This is a genomic window from Butyricimonas sp., assembly GCF_019423355.1.
Classification (GTDB): domain Bacteria; phylum Bacteroidota; class Bacteroidia; order Bacteroidales; family Marinifilaceae; genus Butyricimonas; species Butyricimonas faecihominis.
This window is the reverse complement of record NZ_JAHZBP010000014.1, coordinates 67,490-83,425: the sequence shown is the minus strand read 5'-3', so window position 1 is coordinate 83,425 and position 15,936 is coordinate 67,490. Positions and strand designations below refer to the sequence as shown.

At 41.4% G+C, this 15,936-nt stretch carries 13 protein-coding genes; all 13 read left to right on the top strand.

The features are described from left to right. Position 1 precedes the first annotated feature (1 nt). The 13 genes from QVC79_RS16625 to QVC79_RS16565 all read left to right on the top strand — a co-directional run bounded on the left by QVC79_RS16625 (position 2) and on the right by QVC79_RS16565 (position 15,879). A complete protein-coding gene (locus QVC79_RS16625) occupies positions 2-1,510 on the top strand; it encodes a RagB/SusD family nutrient uptake outer membrane protein (RefSeq protein ID WP_270594926.1) in 1,509 nt (502 codons plus the stop codon). Between the two features lie 6 nt (positions 1,511-1,516). Beyond that, a complete protein-coding gene (locus tag QVC79_RS16620) occupies positions 1,517-2,263 on the top strand; it encodes a DUF4843 domain-containing protein (RefSeq protein ID WP_270594924.1) in 747 nt (248 codons plus the stop codon). Between the two features lie 23 nt (positions 2,264-2,286). Beyond that, positions 2,287-3,873: a PKD-like family lipoprotein gene (locus tag QVC79_RS16615; RefSeq protein ID WP_270594922.1), complete on the top strand. Its 1,587-nt coding sequence runs from the start codon at positions 2,287-2,289 to the stop codon at positions 3,871-3,873. 25 nt (positions 3,874-3,898) lie between these two features. Beyond that, on the top strand, positions 3,899-4,873 hold the full coding sequence (locus tag QVC79_RS17840; protein ID WP_270594921.1) for a hypothetical protein: 975 nt from the start codon (positions 3,899-3,901) through the stop codon (positions 4,871-4,873). A 166-nt stretch (positions 4,874-5,039) separates the two neighbouring features. Beyond that, a complete protein-coding gene (locus tag QVC79_RS16605) occupies positions 5,040-5,948 on the top strand; it encodes a hypothetical protein (RefSeq protein ID WP_287642523.1) in 909 nt (302 codons plus the stop codon). Between the two features lie 402 nt (positions 5,949-6,350). After that, a complete protein-coding gene (locus QVC79_RS16600; protein ID WP_087421808.1) occupies positions 6,351-7,181 on the top strand; it encodes a hypothetical protein in 831 nt (276 codons plus the stop codon). Positions 7,182-7,268: 87 nt separating this feature from the next. Beyond that, entirely contained in the window at positions 7,269-7,970 is a 702-nt protein-coding gene (gene cmk, locus QVC79_RS16595) for a (d)CMP kinase (RefSeq protein ID WP_118304926.1), read from the top strand. After that, positions 7,954-8,805: a 4-hydroxy-3-methylbut-2-enyl diphosphate reductase gene (locus QVC79_RS16590; protein ID WP_270594915.1), complete on the top strand. Its 852-nt coding sequence runs from the start codon at positions 7,954-7,956 to the stop codon at positions 8,803-8,805. The genes cmk and QVC79_RS16590 overlap by 17 nt, the downstream gene beginning before the upstream one ends. An 87-nt stretch (positions 8,806-8,892) precedes the next feature. Then, positions 8,893-9,873 (top strand): 6-phosphofructokinase, encoded by a 981-nt coding sequence (pfkA, locus tag QVC79_RS16585; protein ID WP_270594913.1) that lies wholly within the window; start codon positions 8,893-8,895, stop codon positions 9,871-9,873. 9 nt (positions 9,874-9,882) lie between these two features. Continuing rightward, the gene (gene priA / locus QVC79_RS16580) at positions 9,883-12,348 is read left to right on the top strand and encodes a replication restart helicase PriA (RefSeq protein WP_270594912.1); all 2,466 of its coding nucleotides are present in this window, start codon (positions 9,883-9,885) and stop codon (positions 12,346-12,348) included. A gap of 440 nt (positions 12,349-12,788) precedes the next feature. Further along, complete coding sequence (locus QVC79_RS16575) at positions 12,789-13,781, top strand: AAA family ATPase (protein ID WP_027199954.1); 993 nt, start codon at positions 12,789-12,791, stop codon at positions 13,779-13,781. A gap of 149 nt (positions 13,782-13,930) precedes the next feature. Beyond that, positions 13,931-14,809, top strand: coding sequence for a DUF58 domain-containing protein (locus QVC79_RS16570; RefSeq protein ID WP_270594911.1), 879 nt, complete (start codon positions 13,931-13,933; stop codon positions 14,807-14,809). A gap of 26 nt (positions 14,810-14,835) precedes the next feature. Further along, positions 14,836-15,879, top strand: coding sequence for a hypothetical protein (locus QVC79_RS16565; protein ID WP_124317344.1), 1,044 nt, complete (start codon positions 14,836-14,838; stop codon positions 15,877-15,879). Positions 15,880-15,936 lie beyond the last annotated feature (57 nt).

The window sequence follows — 15,936 nt, the reverse complement described above, 5'->3', positions numbered from 1 at the left end:
TATGAAAACGATCATAAAAATATCTCTGGTTTTATTCACGTCACTCTCGATGTCTTGTTCGGGATGGCTGGACGTGGAGCCGAAGACCGAGGTGAAATCAGATATTATGTTTGAATCGGAAAGCGGTTTTAAAGATGCGATCGTGGGTTGTTATATCCTGATGAGTAATTCTTCCATGTACGGACGGGAACTCACGACCGGTTTCTTGGATGTTATTGCTCAGCAATATAGTATTGATCAGAATGGTGGGGATTACTACCGGATTAAAAATTTCGAGTACGATAAAGCCGAGCCGATTATTAATAACATTTGGTCTCAAGCGTACACGACAATAGCGAATCTGAATAATATTCTTGAGAATATAGAAAATAAAGAAAATATTTTACATCCTACCCACTACAATATTATCAAAGGAGAAGCATTAGGATTACGTGCTTTTCTTCATTTTGAGTTATTGCGAATGTTCGGATGGGGTGATGTGGAGAATCATCCGGAGAATCAGAAAAAAGCCTGTATTCCTTACGTGAAATCCTATAACAAGGAGATCACGAAACAGAATACCGGGGAGGAGGTATTACAATATATTCACAAGGATTTGGAGGAGGCATCCGTGTTGTTGGAAAAATACGATCCGTGGTCCACGGCAAAAAGAGATGAATCGTATATTCTGCCTAACGATGATAAATTTTACACGAACCGGATGACCCGTTTTAATTATTGGGCATTGCAGGCGACATTGGCTCGGGTGTATATGTGGGAAGGTAACCGGGAGAAGGCTCTGTCGATCGTGCAGAATTTTATCAATAACCGTTCTCAAATCAAAAACCTAGATTGGATCAAGGATCAAACGATCAACAATGAGGCAGAGATTGAACGTGATCTGACGTTTTCCACGGAACATATTTTCCGTCTGGACGTGCATAAGTTGTATGATGGTTTGAGAGATTTGATTGATCCTGATTATAATAGTCCGAATCCCAATTACAAGTTATTGTTCCACACGTCGGAATATGCTCAAGAGCTGTTTGAAATTGCTGATCATGTCGGGAATTCCGATTATCGTTACACTCGCTTGTACACGAAAACATCCTCTAAATACGGTATCCGTAAATTTTATGATATGGAGAAGTATAAATACCCGAACATGATGCCGTTAATTAGGATGTCCGAGATGTATTACATGGGAGCCGAATGTTTGAACCAACAGGGGAAAACGAAAGATGCGGTGGGGTTGCTGAATACTGTTCGTCGCAACCGGGGGATAGCTGAAGACAAGATGATACCCGAGGGAATTACTTCCAAGGATTTAACGAAGGAGATAGAGAAAGAGTGGAAAAAAGAATTTTTGGGAGAAGGGCAAATGTTCTATTTCTATAAACGTTTAGGTTATACCAAACTCCCGAATTCTTCGCAGTTGATTAACGAAAAAGTGTATGTGTTGCCAATACCGGAGGATGAAATCAACGTGGGTGGTAGAGAACCTAATAGTAGTACGGACGAGAAAAAATAGGTAAATATGAAAACAATCAATAATTTAAGGGGATTACTGGTACTCGTATTTTTAGGGATAATGAGTTTTTCTTGTAATCAGGAAGAAACCATGATTTTTGATACGGACGGGAGTGTGTATTTCACAACGGCTGATTATTCTTATTCTTTCTTGGATTATCCCGGGAAACAAGTGGATACGATAAAATTGCCGGTTCAGATTTTCGGGAAGACGGCGGATGTAGATCGTTTGGTGAAGATTGAACTGGTGACGGATGATACCAGCAAGGTGAATACGGCCCCGGAGGAATTGTATAGTTTGATAGGTGGTGTAGTCCCGGCTAACGAACAGTTAGGTTCGGTTTCATTGGAATTAAGGCATGCAGATGAATTGAAAGATACTGTTTATGCATTTTATGTACGGATTGTACCGAATGACGATTTCAAGGATGTGACTTACAATAGTCGGATTGTGGAGGTTTTGTTCACGGCGAAGGAAATTCAACCGGCTAATTGGAACGGTTATTTAAGATATTTCTGGGGGGATTATTCTACCCGTTGGTGGCAATTTATCAAGGAGGCAACGGAAAGGACTTCTATTCCTTATTGGCCGGGAAACGCGGATAAAGAAACTTGGTGGATGTCCGATAGTGAATTTGAGGCTTTGCAGGTTGTCGTGAAACGGGCGTTGAAGAAGTATAACGAGACGCATGAAACCCCGCTGACTCACGATGATGGGCCAAGTAAAGGAAAAGAGGTTTCGGTTTTATACTAACGTGTTGTAATATGCAGAATACTATGAAAATAAAATTTATTATATTGATGCTTGCGATGGTTGGCTATTTCACGTCTTGTTATGACGATAAATCCAACGATTCGATAAAAACAATCAATCCTTTGGTGATAGATATGGGGGGAGTACCCACCTCGATGTCAGCCTTTTTGTTGGATACTCTAGAAATTAAACCGGTCGTTTACAAGATCGGTTCGGATGATGCGGATTTGAGTTACAAGTGGGAGATTTCCGGGAATGATATTATACCTTTCGTGTTGGATTCCACGATGACATTGAAAGCGATCGTGTCCGTGGCACCTAATTCGAATCCCTACACGATTATTCTTACCGTGACGGATAATCGAACGAATTTGCAGAATTACGAGAAGTTCTCTTTGTCCGTGTATAGTAATTTGGGGAAAGGCTTGGTCGTGGCTGACACTCGGGACGGGGTGAACACGGATTTGAATTTGATCATGTCACAGAATTTCACGGAAAATTTCTTACAGCAATTTGACGAGAAAGATAACACGATCCTGAAAAACGTGTATTCCACGACAAATAACGGGAAGTTAATAGAAGGTTTGGCGACGGCAATCATGACCTCTTTTTATGATGATAATCGCATACTGACAGTGACTACCGATCATTCCGTCCTTCAAATGGACCCGTTTGATTACGTGCAGGGAATGGTGGATAATGAAATATTCTTTATTCCAATTCCGGAGGAGCGGTTTAAACCGATGTGCCTGATGTACGATAATTCGGCTTATTACGAATTACTGATTATGGATCACGTGGTATATGCACGTCGCACCCGGTGGGGAAACAAGAATTATTCAGCTAGTTTAGAAACCTCGGATCTTTCGCCTTATCGTGCGACGTTGGGATGTAGTTTTATTGAAGGTTCCAATACCCGGTCGCTTTACGTGTATGATGAATTGAATGGTCGTTTCTTGAAATGTCCGTACGAGTATAATGAATTGCAGGTTGTGCAATCAACGGGAACGGGGCCATTTAATTTGAATAATGTCGGCAAGATGAATGCCTTATTCATGGCTCCCGGGAAAGATGATGCGATTTACACGGTATTTGAGACAAAGGATGGCGGGAAACGGTATCTCTATACTTTTGATGGGGGAACTCTTTATGTACCTACGTGTTCGGCTTTAAAATTGTATGATTTGACCTCTTATCCCGGAATCATGAATACCGTGGGTTTTGATTCTTCTCCTTTGGAAAATGTTCTTTATTACGCGACCGATAAGAAGGTGTACTCTTTACTCTTGGAGGGGACTAATCCGCAGACTTTCGAGAGGTACGTGGTGGAAGATCCTAACGAGAAAATTACTTCCATCATGGTCTGGAGAAAAGGATGGCAAGGGAAAATGAAGTTCAAAGATTCTTCTAGTGGTGAGGGATATTATACGGATTGGGCGATGAACCGGATGATGTTGATTACCATCTATAACGAGAGTACGAAGGAAGGAAAGATTGTCGCCGTTCCGATTATGAACATAGGTAGCGGTATTCTTGAAAAAGATAAAGATTTTCATCAGGTATATGAAGGGTTCGGACGTATTCTTTGTATTGCACCTCAGACAGTTTAGGGTTGAATTTTAAGTAGATACAATAATGAAAAAATGGATGATATATTTGTTGTTAGGTGCAATGTTGTTTGCATGTAGCGACTCTGACGATGATGTAGATGTTAAAGTGACTCCCAAGAATAAATTTCGTGTGAAAGAGATCACGGGTAAAAATAGCCACTGGGGAGAATACGTCATGAATATGGTTTATTATTATGAAACGCTTGATTCTGTCGTGGTGCGTGATAAAGAGAATAATAAGCTTGCCGTAATGACTTCTTATGACGTGGATAATGGGTTGAAATATAGTTTGGAAGATTATATCCCCAATATTGATGCCGATTCGATTCAAAAGCTGTATGATAAATACGGTGCTGATGCAAAGGATAGTATTCCTTTGATTGGTCGGGAATTGTTTGCATTGACGAACGAGTATAAACATGAGGAATTGGTGGCGCAGACTTTCGTGTATAATAAGGCTAGGGAAGACGTTGGGAGTGGGAAGGATTTTAATAATAAGTATTTGAAAAATAAGCGGGTTCGTTATATATACGAATATGATGAACGGGGAGATTTGGTCATTTGCCGGGTGTTGGAAGATGCTTATAAAAAGGAGATAAAAGATAACGAGAAATTCGATCGGCTCGTTTATAAGGCCGTGATGGAGTTTAGCGGAAGTACGGTAACATCCGTGGCTCTTTATCAGTCCGATGAAGTTTATGGGAGTGGGGAGGATTATAAGTTGAATGATACATATACTTTTTCCTATTCTGGGGGATTGTTGACAAAAGTCTCCGGTGAGAAGTTGAATCTTGAATATCAATATTCCGGAGGTCAAGTCACCGCTATTCTATACACGGATGGAGAAAGAACATACGAGTATAATAGTGATGGTTTCCTGAAACGTGTAGATTTCGGAAATGGAGAATATATGGAAATCAAGTATGAGGCGGGACATGGTGACTTCCATTTGTTTACACCTCTGATTGAGAATAGTTTTAATATTCCAAGCATTTTGTAAAAGAAGGAATTATCTGGAAAGTTAATTTTGGAATAATTATTACCCTTATCATCCTCTATTAAAGAGGAAGGTAAGGGTAAATCTTTTTACAATTTCACTTTAGTATAATCCGTTGTCTATATAAAATAAAAGTCATATCTTTGAATATTATCTTAAAATCAAGTGTATGGGACGGTTATATGCATTAATTCTTTTCATTTGTTTGGTTTCGTCTGAGGTTACAGCCCAATCGTATAATAAGTTTTTGGACAAGCTTTGCGATTACCAAGATAGTGTTCGTTTAGAGGAAAAATTGGTTGGAGATAAGGAGTTTCAGGACATTGATACAAATACGTTTAATTTGAAAGATTATATGTCTATTTTCTCAAAGTTAATTCCTGAACCTAGGTATATTTTGGAGTATATCTACAATTATAGTTGGGATGGAGGGGTACCGTTGTTATATGCACGGCGGGATGATTTTGAAGAGGAAGAATATATTTCTACTGAAAGAGAAAGAATTCGGGTGCAATGGGATTCGATAATGAACGTGCGAGTTGAAAAAATTGAAAATGGAGATTGGGAAAAGGAGGAGAAAAATAAACGAATAGAGAGAATAAAAGGAATGTGCATGTATATGAGTGAAGTAAGTGACGAACGCCTTCTTCTTGAATTTGCATGGGACTCTGTGAATCATGCTGTTCGACATTTAATACCGGAAGATTGTAAGATGGGGTATTTTCAACTATTGATTTTTAAACTGTATAATAATAATTTTGCTCTATGGTGGCATGCAAACTATAGCTATCGTTTTCCTGTTTACAAGAAAGAACAAATTGAATTCCTGATCGAGAGAAACAGAAGGAAGGATTTTAGTATTTGGTTTGATGAAAAGAATATATTGCCTCTTTTAAAAGAAAATTTAGATCCACGAGTAAAAATGGAGCAACACAGGTGTGTGATTACATTATATGAATTTTATGCGGGTAGTGGTCTTTATCGAAATGTTTACTCGATTTCTCGTGTCGCACCCTATACGATTAAGAAGGAGCAATCAGAAAAATTAGTTTCCAATGATTTCCGAGGGGTTTATTGATATTACGTGTTAACGAATTTGTCGAGGAAAAGAGGTAGGTTAATATTGGCATCCAATTTATAGATAAATTTGAACAAAACATTCATTTTTGTATCAGTGTGGAGTGTTTAAAAATTAAGATTGTTAAAATTTAAGTGATTCTCATGTAAAAAGAGGGATTCGGGTGAAACATACAATATGTTTAGTCCGTATATAACACCGTAAATATTAAATATTTCACAGATTAGAGAGAAAAAGAATGAGAAGGTTATAAATTTTTATTTAAAGGGGGGATTTGATTCGTTTTTGTAAGTAAAATAATTAATTCATGTTAAATATTAAGTTAAAATCGACTTTTGAGTCACCCTTTTTGCTCCTAAAGGTGTTATATGGGTGTAAGTTCAAATTTAAGTATCAAGTATTATGTTGAAAATTGTATTAATCGTAGGTGTTTTATTATTCAATCTTGTTGGAGTGCAAGCTCACGAGAAGGAGATGGATTCATTGGATAATTTAGTGAAGAAGTTCGAGGCGAATCCTGCGGACCCCCAAACGACAATTCAACTTCTGAGAGAGTTGAAAAACCAAGGGAAGCCGAATCGTGATGTTGTGAACAGGTATTTTCAGACTCAAAAAGAGGCGGATTACTTGAAGGATTATAACTGGTCGATTATCCGGGATTACGTGGATGATGTGAATGCTCCCCAGATTAAATATTTGTTTAACAATCAGTCCAAGTTCATGCAGAACTTCTCGAAGGATGATGTGTTTCAGAAGTTGGATAACGTGTTTGTCGGTCATTTGGAACAATACTACAACAGTAACAAGATCGAGTATAACAAGTATCTGGATTTCTTGAAGAGTAGCGGTTACGAGCATTATGACGTGGTGGCTGACTATTTTTACATCAAGCAATTGCGGGCAGAGCGTAAGTCAGAAGATTATTTCTACAAGGCTAGAAAATTATTCCGTTATTTCCCCGAGAACAGGAAGATGATCAAGGAGATCACCGATGGTGCGTTGGAGATCATGAATGATGTTTCCCGTTTGAAGGTGATTCAATTGTGGGCAGGTAAAACCGTCGAGTCAAAGAAAGATTTTGATGCCCTTTATAATTATGCCTTGATCTCTAACAAATGTGGTTTCGAGGATGTTGCTAAAAGATATGCTAAGATTGCTACTTCTTTGGCAGAAGAGTCTTCTAACCAGACCATGATGGAGAAGGCAAAGAAATTGTTGCAGTTGGTAAACTAGAATTTGTAACAAAAATATAGCAGGGGGTGATCGTCATGATTACTCCCTTTTTTTGTATCTTCGCAATCTGAACAGATAAAATTGAAAATGGAAAAGAAAGGTTTGATTGTTGCCGTTGATGGCCATTCTTCTACGGGAAAAAGCACGGTATCCAAAATACTGGCTGCACGTTTGGGGTACACGTATATTGACACGGGAGCCATGTATCGGATCGTGACGTTGAAAGCAATGCGTGAAGGATTAATCCGAAACGGGAACGTGGATGATGAAAAATTGAAAGAAGTACTTCCGACAATTATTTTCGGTTTTAAATATAACGAGGAAAAAAAACGTTATGAATCTTACATGAATGGCGAGTATGTAGAGGTAGCCATTCGCGGATTAGAGGTTTCTGATAACGTGAGTTTGATCGCCGCGTTGCCTTACGTGCGGGAGTTGCTTGTTGAGAAACAACGGGAGATGGCAAAAGAGGGTGGTGTAATCATGGATGGACGGGATATTGGGAGTGTCGTGTTTCCTCATGCGGAGGTGAAGTTCTTTATGACGGCAAGTCCTGAAGTACGGGCTCAACGACGTTACAAGGAACTGATCGAGAAGGGGGAGCAGGTGACTTATGAAGAAGTGGAGGCGAATGTCCGGAAACGGGATTATATAGATGAACACCGGGAAACAAGTCCTTTGGTGAGAACGTCGGATGCTGTGTTGATTGATAATGGCGATATGACCGTGGAGGAAGAAGTGGAAGAGATGTTAAAGATCATTCGTTCGAAATATGAAAGTAGAAATTGACGAAAATTCCGGTTTCTGTTTTGGGGTTGTGAATGCGATTGCCAAGGCGGAGGAAGAGTTGCAACATGGAAGATTATATTGCATAGGAGATATTGTGCATAATAGTTTGGAGGTGGAGCGATTAAAACAACTGGGATTAAGTACGATAGATCATGATGAGTTTGCCCGGTTGAAGGCGTGTCGTGTGTTGTTCCGGGCTCATGGTGAACCACCGAGTTCATACGAACTGGCAAAGAAGAACGGAATTGAGGTGATCGATGCCTCGTGTCCCGTGGTATTGAATTTGCAGAAGAAAATACGAGAGGCATACGAGGAGGTGAGAGAGAACGGGGGGCAGATCGTGATTTATGGAAAAAGAGGACATGCCGAGGTGAACGGGTTGGTAGCACAGACGAATGATGAGGCGCTGATTGTCGAGCAAGAGGAAGATTTGAAATCCATCGATTTTTCCCGTCCGGTAATCCTGTTTTCCCAAACAACCAAGAGTTTGGATGGTTTCAAGCGTGTCGTGGAGTTGGTGAAGGAGAATGCGAGGGCCTCCGTGGTAGTAAACGATACAATCTGCCGTAAGGTGGCAAATCGAATCCCGCAGTTGAAAGATTTTGCAGCAAGACATGATGTGATCTTGTTTGTTAGCGGGGAGAAGAGTTCCAACGGGAAGCAACTTTTCGAGGTTTGTCGGGAGGTGAATTCCCGGACTTATTTTGTGCAGGGGGTGAAAGACCTGCGTGATGAAATGTTTGATAAAGCCGATAGTGTCGGGATTAGTGGGGCCACTTCAACACCGAGGTGGGTGATGGAAGAGATAAAGGAGGAGTTGGAAGCTAAAAGTTAAAAACTAAAAGCTAAAAAATAAATTATAGAATTGGGGGTATAGAGATTAACATTTTTAATTTCCAATTTTCAATTAAACATTGTTTTTATGGGAAAGATTAAAAAAATAGGAGTTTTAACTTCAGGAGGCGATGCTCCGGGAATGAATGCCGCGATTCGGGCGGTTGTGAGGGCCGCTATTTTTAATGGCTGCGAGGCTTATGGTATTTACGATGGATATGAGGGATTGATCGAGGGAAATATTGTGCGTATGCATTCCCATGACGTGAGTAATATTATTCAACGAGGAGGAACGATCTTAAAGACGGCCCGTAGCGAGGAATTTCGTACGCCGGAGGGACGTACGAAAGCTTACGAGAAGATGCAGGAATTGGGAATTGATGCATTGGTCGTGATTGGTGGGGATGGAACTTTTTCCGGAGCTCGGTTGTTCTGTCAAGAGCATAACGTGCATGTTGTCGGGATTCCCGGTACGATAGATAATGATCTTTACGGGACGGATTACACGATTGGATATGACACGGCGGTAAACACCGTGGTGGATGCCGTGGATAAAATCCGGGATACGGCAAGCGCTCATAATCGTTTGTTCTTTATCGAGGTTATGGGACGGGATGCAGGATTTATCGCATTACGGTCGGCCGTGGCTACGGGGGCCGAGGCTGTACTGGTTCCGGAAATCGAGACGGATTTGAATGACTTGGATCGTTACCTAGAACATGATTATAAACCTCATAAGTCAAGTGGTATCGTGATCGTGGCAGAAGGTGATAAATCAGGTGGAGCGTACACGATTGCCGATCAGATCGCTAAAAAACATCCCGAATATGACGTGCGAGTAACTGTTCTAGGTCATATCCAGAGAGGAGGATCACCTTCCGCTTTTGACCGCGTGACGGCTAGTACGTTGGGAGTGGCGGCAGTGGATGCTTTGTTGGATGACCAGACCAGTATCATGGTTGGGATTATGAATAAGGATATTGTTCATGTTCCTTTTAACAAGGCTATCAAGAATTCAAAACCGTTAAATCATAATTTGTTGGACATTACGGAAGTCTTGTCTATTTAAAATCTAAAATTGATTCGTTTGTTGTACGCGGATGTCATTATCCCTCTGGGAGTGGAAAGTTTTTTTACTTATTCGGTACCGGAAGAATATGAACATTCGGTAACGGTGGGTGCGCTCGTGGTCGTTTCATTTGTTAAGAATAAACGTTACACGGGTGTTGTCTATGCGTTGCATACGAATCCGCCTGTCGGATTTGAAACAAAACCGATAGAACGAGTTATCGAGGAAGGATTCGCTCTTTCTGGTTCTCATTTGAAATTTCTATTGTGGCTCAGTGAGTATTACATGACACCACCGGGAGAGGTTATGCGTGCAGCATTACCTGTTTCGATGCGCTTGGAGAGTTACACGAGTTTGAGTTTGGTGAACGGCTGGGAAGAACGGTTGGTAGATGAAAGTGAATTAAGCCGGGAAGAGAAGGAGATCATGGGAGTATTTCGAGAAAGAGGTGAGATATGTATGGCCGAAGTCGAAAAACTCTTGAGGAGAAAGGATGTCTATGTTGCAGTTCGAGCCTTATTGGAAAAAGAAATTATCGGAATCAAGGAGTCGGTAGATGATCTGTTCAAGCCTAAAATTGAACGTTTGGTGAGATGGAAACGAAAGTTCACAAGTGAGGAACTGGACGAGATTCTTGATAGCTTAAAACGGGCGAGGGCTCAATACAAAATGCTGTGTGATTGGGTGTATTATAGCGACGAGCATCGAGTCGAGGGGTTGCCTAGAACGGAGTTTATTCAGAAAATCGGTAGTTCAGCCTCAGCCTTGAAAGGATTGTGTGAACGGGGCGTGTTGGAAATTGTTGTGCAGGAAGTCAGCCGTTTAGAGGTATCTAAAGAGGAAGTGGAGGATGTACACGCTTTGTCGGGGGCGCAAGAAAAGGTTTTTGGCGACATTCAAGGGTATTACAAGGAGAAGGATTGTGTCTTGTTGCAGGGCGTAACTTCTTCGGGTAAGACTGAAATATATATTCATCTGATACAAGAGACGCTAAGGCAAGGAAAACAGGTGTTGTACTTGTTGCCGGAAATTGCGTTAACGGTACAGATCGTGAAACGCCTGCGACGGGTCTTTGGAGATCAAGTCGGCGTTTATCATTCGGGAATGGCAGATAGTACCCGGGCAGAGATGTGGCGTAAACAGAATGGCATGAATCCTTATCCCGTGGTGTTGGGTGTGCGGTCATCCGTGTTCTTGCCTTATAAACAATTGGGTTTAGTTATTGTTGACGAGGAGCATGAAAGTTCTTACAAGCAAAAAGAACCGGCACCCCGCTATAACGGTCGTGATGCCGCCATAATGCTTGGAAAGATGAGTGGGGCAAAAATATTGTTAGGTTCTGCAACACCTTCTTTTGAAAGTTATCAGAATGCCCTAAGCGGGAAATATGGTTTCGTGCAACTGACAACCCGTTACGGGGAAGTTATGATGCCGGAACTGTTGTTCGTGGATATGAAGGAATATCGTCGTAAAAAGATGATGAAAGGGAGTTTTACTCCGGTTTTGTACGAGGAAATGAAACGGGTGTTGGAGAACGGGATGCAGGTGATTTTATTCCAGAATAGACGGGGATATTCGACTTATTTACAATGTGACCGTTGCGGTTCCATCCTGAAATGTAAACATTGCGATGTGAGTATGACTTATTATCGCTACCGGAACACGTTGAATTGTCATTATTGCGGGAGCCTGCGGGCTGTTCCGGCCGTGTGTCAGGAGTGTGGGCAGGGACATTACGTGAATCGTACTCCGGGAACGGAACGGATCGAGGAAGACGTGAAACAGTATTTTCCGGAGGCCCGGATTGCCCGAATGGACTTGGATGTGATGAGTAATAAGGCAAAGTTCAGGGCTTTAATCGATGATTTTGAAAGTGGAAATTTGGATGTGCTGATCGGCACACAGATGGTTTCGAAAGGGTTGGATTTTGAACGGGTGAAACTTGTCGGGGTGATGGATGCCGATAGTCTGATGGGATTTCCCGATTTCCGGGCAGAGGAGCGAGCTTATGATATGTTGATGCAAGTGAGTGGACGCAGTGGACGAAAAGGTGAGCGCGGAAAGGTGGTAATTCAGGTAACAGATATGCAAAGTCGAGTGTATCAGTTGGTGAGGAAGGAAAACTATAGAGAGTTTTACACTCAGTTATCCCAAGAACGGGAAATGTTTAACTATCCCCCCTTTTCCCGGTTGATTCAGGTAGAGTTGAGGCATGTGGATGAGGTGGTTTTGAGAAATGCCGCGAACGAGTTAGCTAGGTTGCTGCGGGAACGGTTGGAACGTAGGGTATGCGGCCCGGCAGAACCGGATGTGTCCCGGGTTAGAAAAATGTATCGGATACAAATTCTGATAAAGGCGGAACAAGGTCTTTCCCTGTCAAAATTGAAAGCTTTCTTAAAGCAGAAAAGTGATGAATTGGTGAAAACTCCTATTGGTAGGGGAGTGCGTATTTATTTCGATGTAGACCCGTTATAATTGGGGTGTATTTTGTCGCTAGTATCGGACGTTGAGCATGATTTATTTCTTATCTTTGTTTGGAACGAAGGCCGTTCCGACTGTTTCGTCGAAAAATAGTATAGGTTATTGTTAAGTCGTAAAACCTTGATTTTTGCTTACTTTTTGAGAGTGGTCTGTTAACAAGTGTGTCATGAGAAAAGGTGAAATGTTAAAAAATAGGCCATATATTAGTAATGTTCTGCATTTTAAGAGGAGATTAGAAATTATTTGGGAAAACCTTAAAATTTGTTTTAACATTATTTAGTGTCTTTGATTTTAACATTTGGCGGAATAATCTCTATTTTTGGAAAAACAGAAAACGGTGAAGATATAGATTCTCTTTTTGAGGAGATTGAAACCGAAGTGGAATATTTACGTTAGACAAAGTAGTAATATAAATCAATATAAAAATCGATGATATGAATACGGTTGATATCAAAGCATTGAATGAGCGCATACAGCAAGAGAGTTCTTTTGTGGATATGATTAGTATGGAGATGAACAAAGTGATCGTCGGACAGAAACATCTGGTAGAAGGACTGATGATCGGTATGCTTTCTAATGGACATATTTTGTTGGAGGGAGTTCCCGGTTTGGCGAAGACCTTGGCGATAAATACGCTGGCACACATTATTAATGCTAAATTCAGTCGAATCCAGTTTACCCCGGATTTGTTACCGGCTGACGTTGTCGGTACGATGATTTATTCTCAGAAAAGAGAAGAGTTCGTGGTGAAGAAAGGACCGATTTTCGCTAACTTTATTCTGGCGGATGAGATTAACCGGGCCCCGGCGAAAGTGCAATCGGCTTTGTTGGAGGCGATGCAGGAGCGTCAGGTGACTATCGGGGATATGACTTACAAGTTGGAAGAACCATTCTTGGTAATGGCAACCCAGAATCCGATCGAGCAGGAAGGTACTTATCCTCTTCCCGAAGCTCAGGTTGACCGTTTCATGTTGAAAGTGGTTATTGATTACCCGAAAAAAGACGAAGAAAAATTGATCGTTCGTCAGAATTTGGAGAAAATTTATCCCCAGTCTAACACGATCCTACAACCGGAAGATATTCTGCGGGCTCGTGAGGTAGTGAAGGAGGTTTACTTGGACGAGAAGATCGAGAAATATATTGTTGACATCGTGTTTGCAACACGTTACCCGCAAGAGCATGGCTTGGAAAAATTCGTTTCCATGATTGCTTACGGGGCATCTCCTCGTGCTAGTATCAGTTTGGCCAAAGCAGCACAAGCGTACGCTTTCATTAAACGTCGCGGATATGTAATCCCGGAAGATGTTCGTGCTGTTTGTCATGACGTTCTGCGTCATCGTATCGGTTTGAGCTACGAGGCTGAAGCGAATAACTTGACCAGCGAGGATATTATCAGTGAAATTTTGAACACGGTAGAGGTACCTTAGTGATTGAAGACCGATTAATTTACGATTTGTGAAAACCGATTTACGATTAAAAAAGCATTGATTTGCGGTTGGAGATCATAAATCTAAAATCATAAATTAAGGGGGCTGGAATTTAAAATCTAAAATTCTTAAATCTAAAATTAACTAAGGTGGAGACTTCAGATTTATTAAAACGTGTCAGGCAGATAGAGATAAAGACTCGGGGGTTATCGAGTAATATCTTCGCCGGGGAGTATCACACGGCTTTTAAAGGTCGGGGAATGACGTTTAGCGAGGTGCGGGCCTATCAATACGGGGATGACATCCGAAGTATTGACTGGAACGTGACCGCTCGTTATAACCATCCTTACGTGAAGATATTCGAGGAGGAACGTGAGTTGACCGTGATGTTGTTGATTGATGTGAGTGCCTCGCGTAATTTCGGTACAGTGTCGAAACTGAAAAAGAATCAGATTACCGAGATTGCGGCCGTGTTGGCTTTCTCTGCCATTCAGAACAACGATAAGATTGGCGTGATCTTCTTTTCTGACCGGATCGAGAAATTTATTCCGCCGAAGAAAGGACGCACACATATTTTGCATATCATCCGGGAACTAGTGGATTTTTATCCGGAACACAAGGAAACGAATATCTCTGTGGCGTTGCAATATCTGACAAACGCTATCAAGAAACGGTGTACTTGTTTCCTAATTTCCGATTTCATGGATGATCACGATTTCGAACACCCGTTGATTATTGCCAATAAGAAGCATGACGTGGTGGCTTTGCAATTGTATGATCGTAGAGAGAAAATATTGCCTCCTGTCGGGTTGATGTACTTGACGGATGCGGAGACGGGAGAAAGTGTTTGGGTGGATACATCCGACAAGAAAGTCCGGGACGAGTTCGAAGCGTATGGCATCGAACGAGACAAGGAACTGGATCGGATATTCAAACATGCCGGTGTCGACATGGCATCTATCAGTGCTGATGAAGATTACGTGAGGTCATTGATCACGTTATTCAAAAAAAGAGGGGCTGGATATTAATTGAACATTGAAAATGGAGAATTAAAATGAAAAATAGAATTATTCTATTCGTAATTATCCTACTAGGTTGTGTCAGTGCTTTGAAAGCACAAAATCGGGAATATAGTGCCGAGATTGACACAAACTATATCATGATCGGGGATCAGATTCATTTCCGGATGAAAGTGAAGGCTGAACCGGGTGTGAAAGTGGCATTCCCTCAATTGAAGGACACGATAGCACAAGGAATCGAGATTATATCCGGACCAGTTCGTGATTCTATCGTGGAAAAGGACGGGCGGGTACTCGTGCAGGAAAGTTACGTGATAACTTCTTTTGATTCGGGCGTGTTCGTGATCCCACCAATGCCCATCGAGATTCAACAGGAAAGTTATAATAACACGCTCAGGACCGATCCGTTGCACTTGATCGTGAATACTTTTGTGGTCGATCAGCAGAAAGGAAATTACGATATTGTGATGCCTTTGGCTGCCCCGTGGACATTTGCCGAGATATTACCTTACTTGTTATGGACATTGTTGGGAATCGTGGTGATTCTTCTGGTTGTCTGGATTATCAAAGTTCGGAAATCCCGTAAGAGTCTTTTCCATCACGAAAAACCGGCAATTCCTCCGTACGTGTTGGCCATGAAGGCTTTGGAGGAGATCAAGAAGGAGAAGTTATGGCAGAGTGGAAAGACCAAAGAGTATTACACGCAATTAACTGACACGATCCGGAATTATTTGGATGGAGAATTGGGTATCTCAGCGATGGAACAGACTTCTTTTGAGACTTTGAAGGCTTTGGAGAAATGTGAGCAGGTAGATGCAAAACAACGGGATAAGTTGGCTGATATGTTTGAAACGGCTGATTTCGTGAAGTTTGCTAAAGCGGAGCCGTTGCAGGATGAGAACGTACGAAATTTGGATATTGCCTATGATTTTGTACAGGAAACTAATGATACAATTCGAGCCGAGCATGAGAAAGAACGTCTGGAGCAGGAGTTGAAAGAGCAACAGGAGAGGGAGGCGAGAGAGAAGGCGGAAAAGGAAGGGAAGGAAAACGGAGAGGAGAAAGATAACGAAAATTAATTTATGATTTATGATTTATGATTTATGATTCGTTTGCAATCAAAACCTTAAATCAAG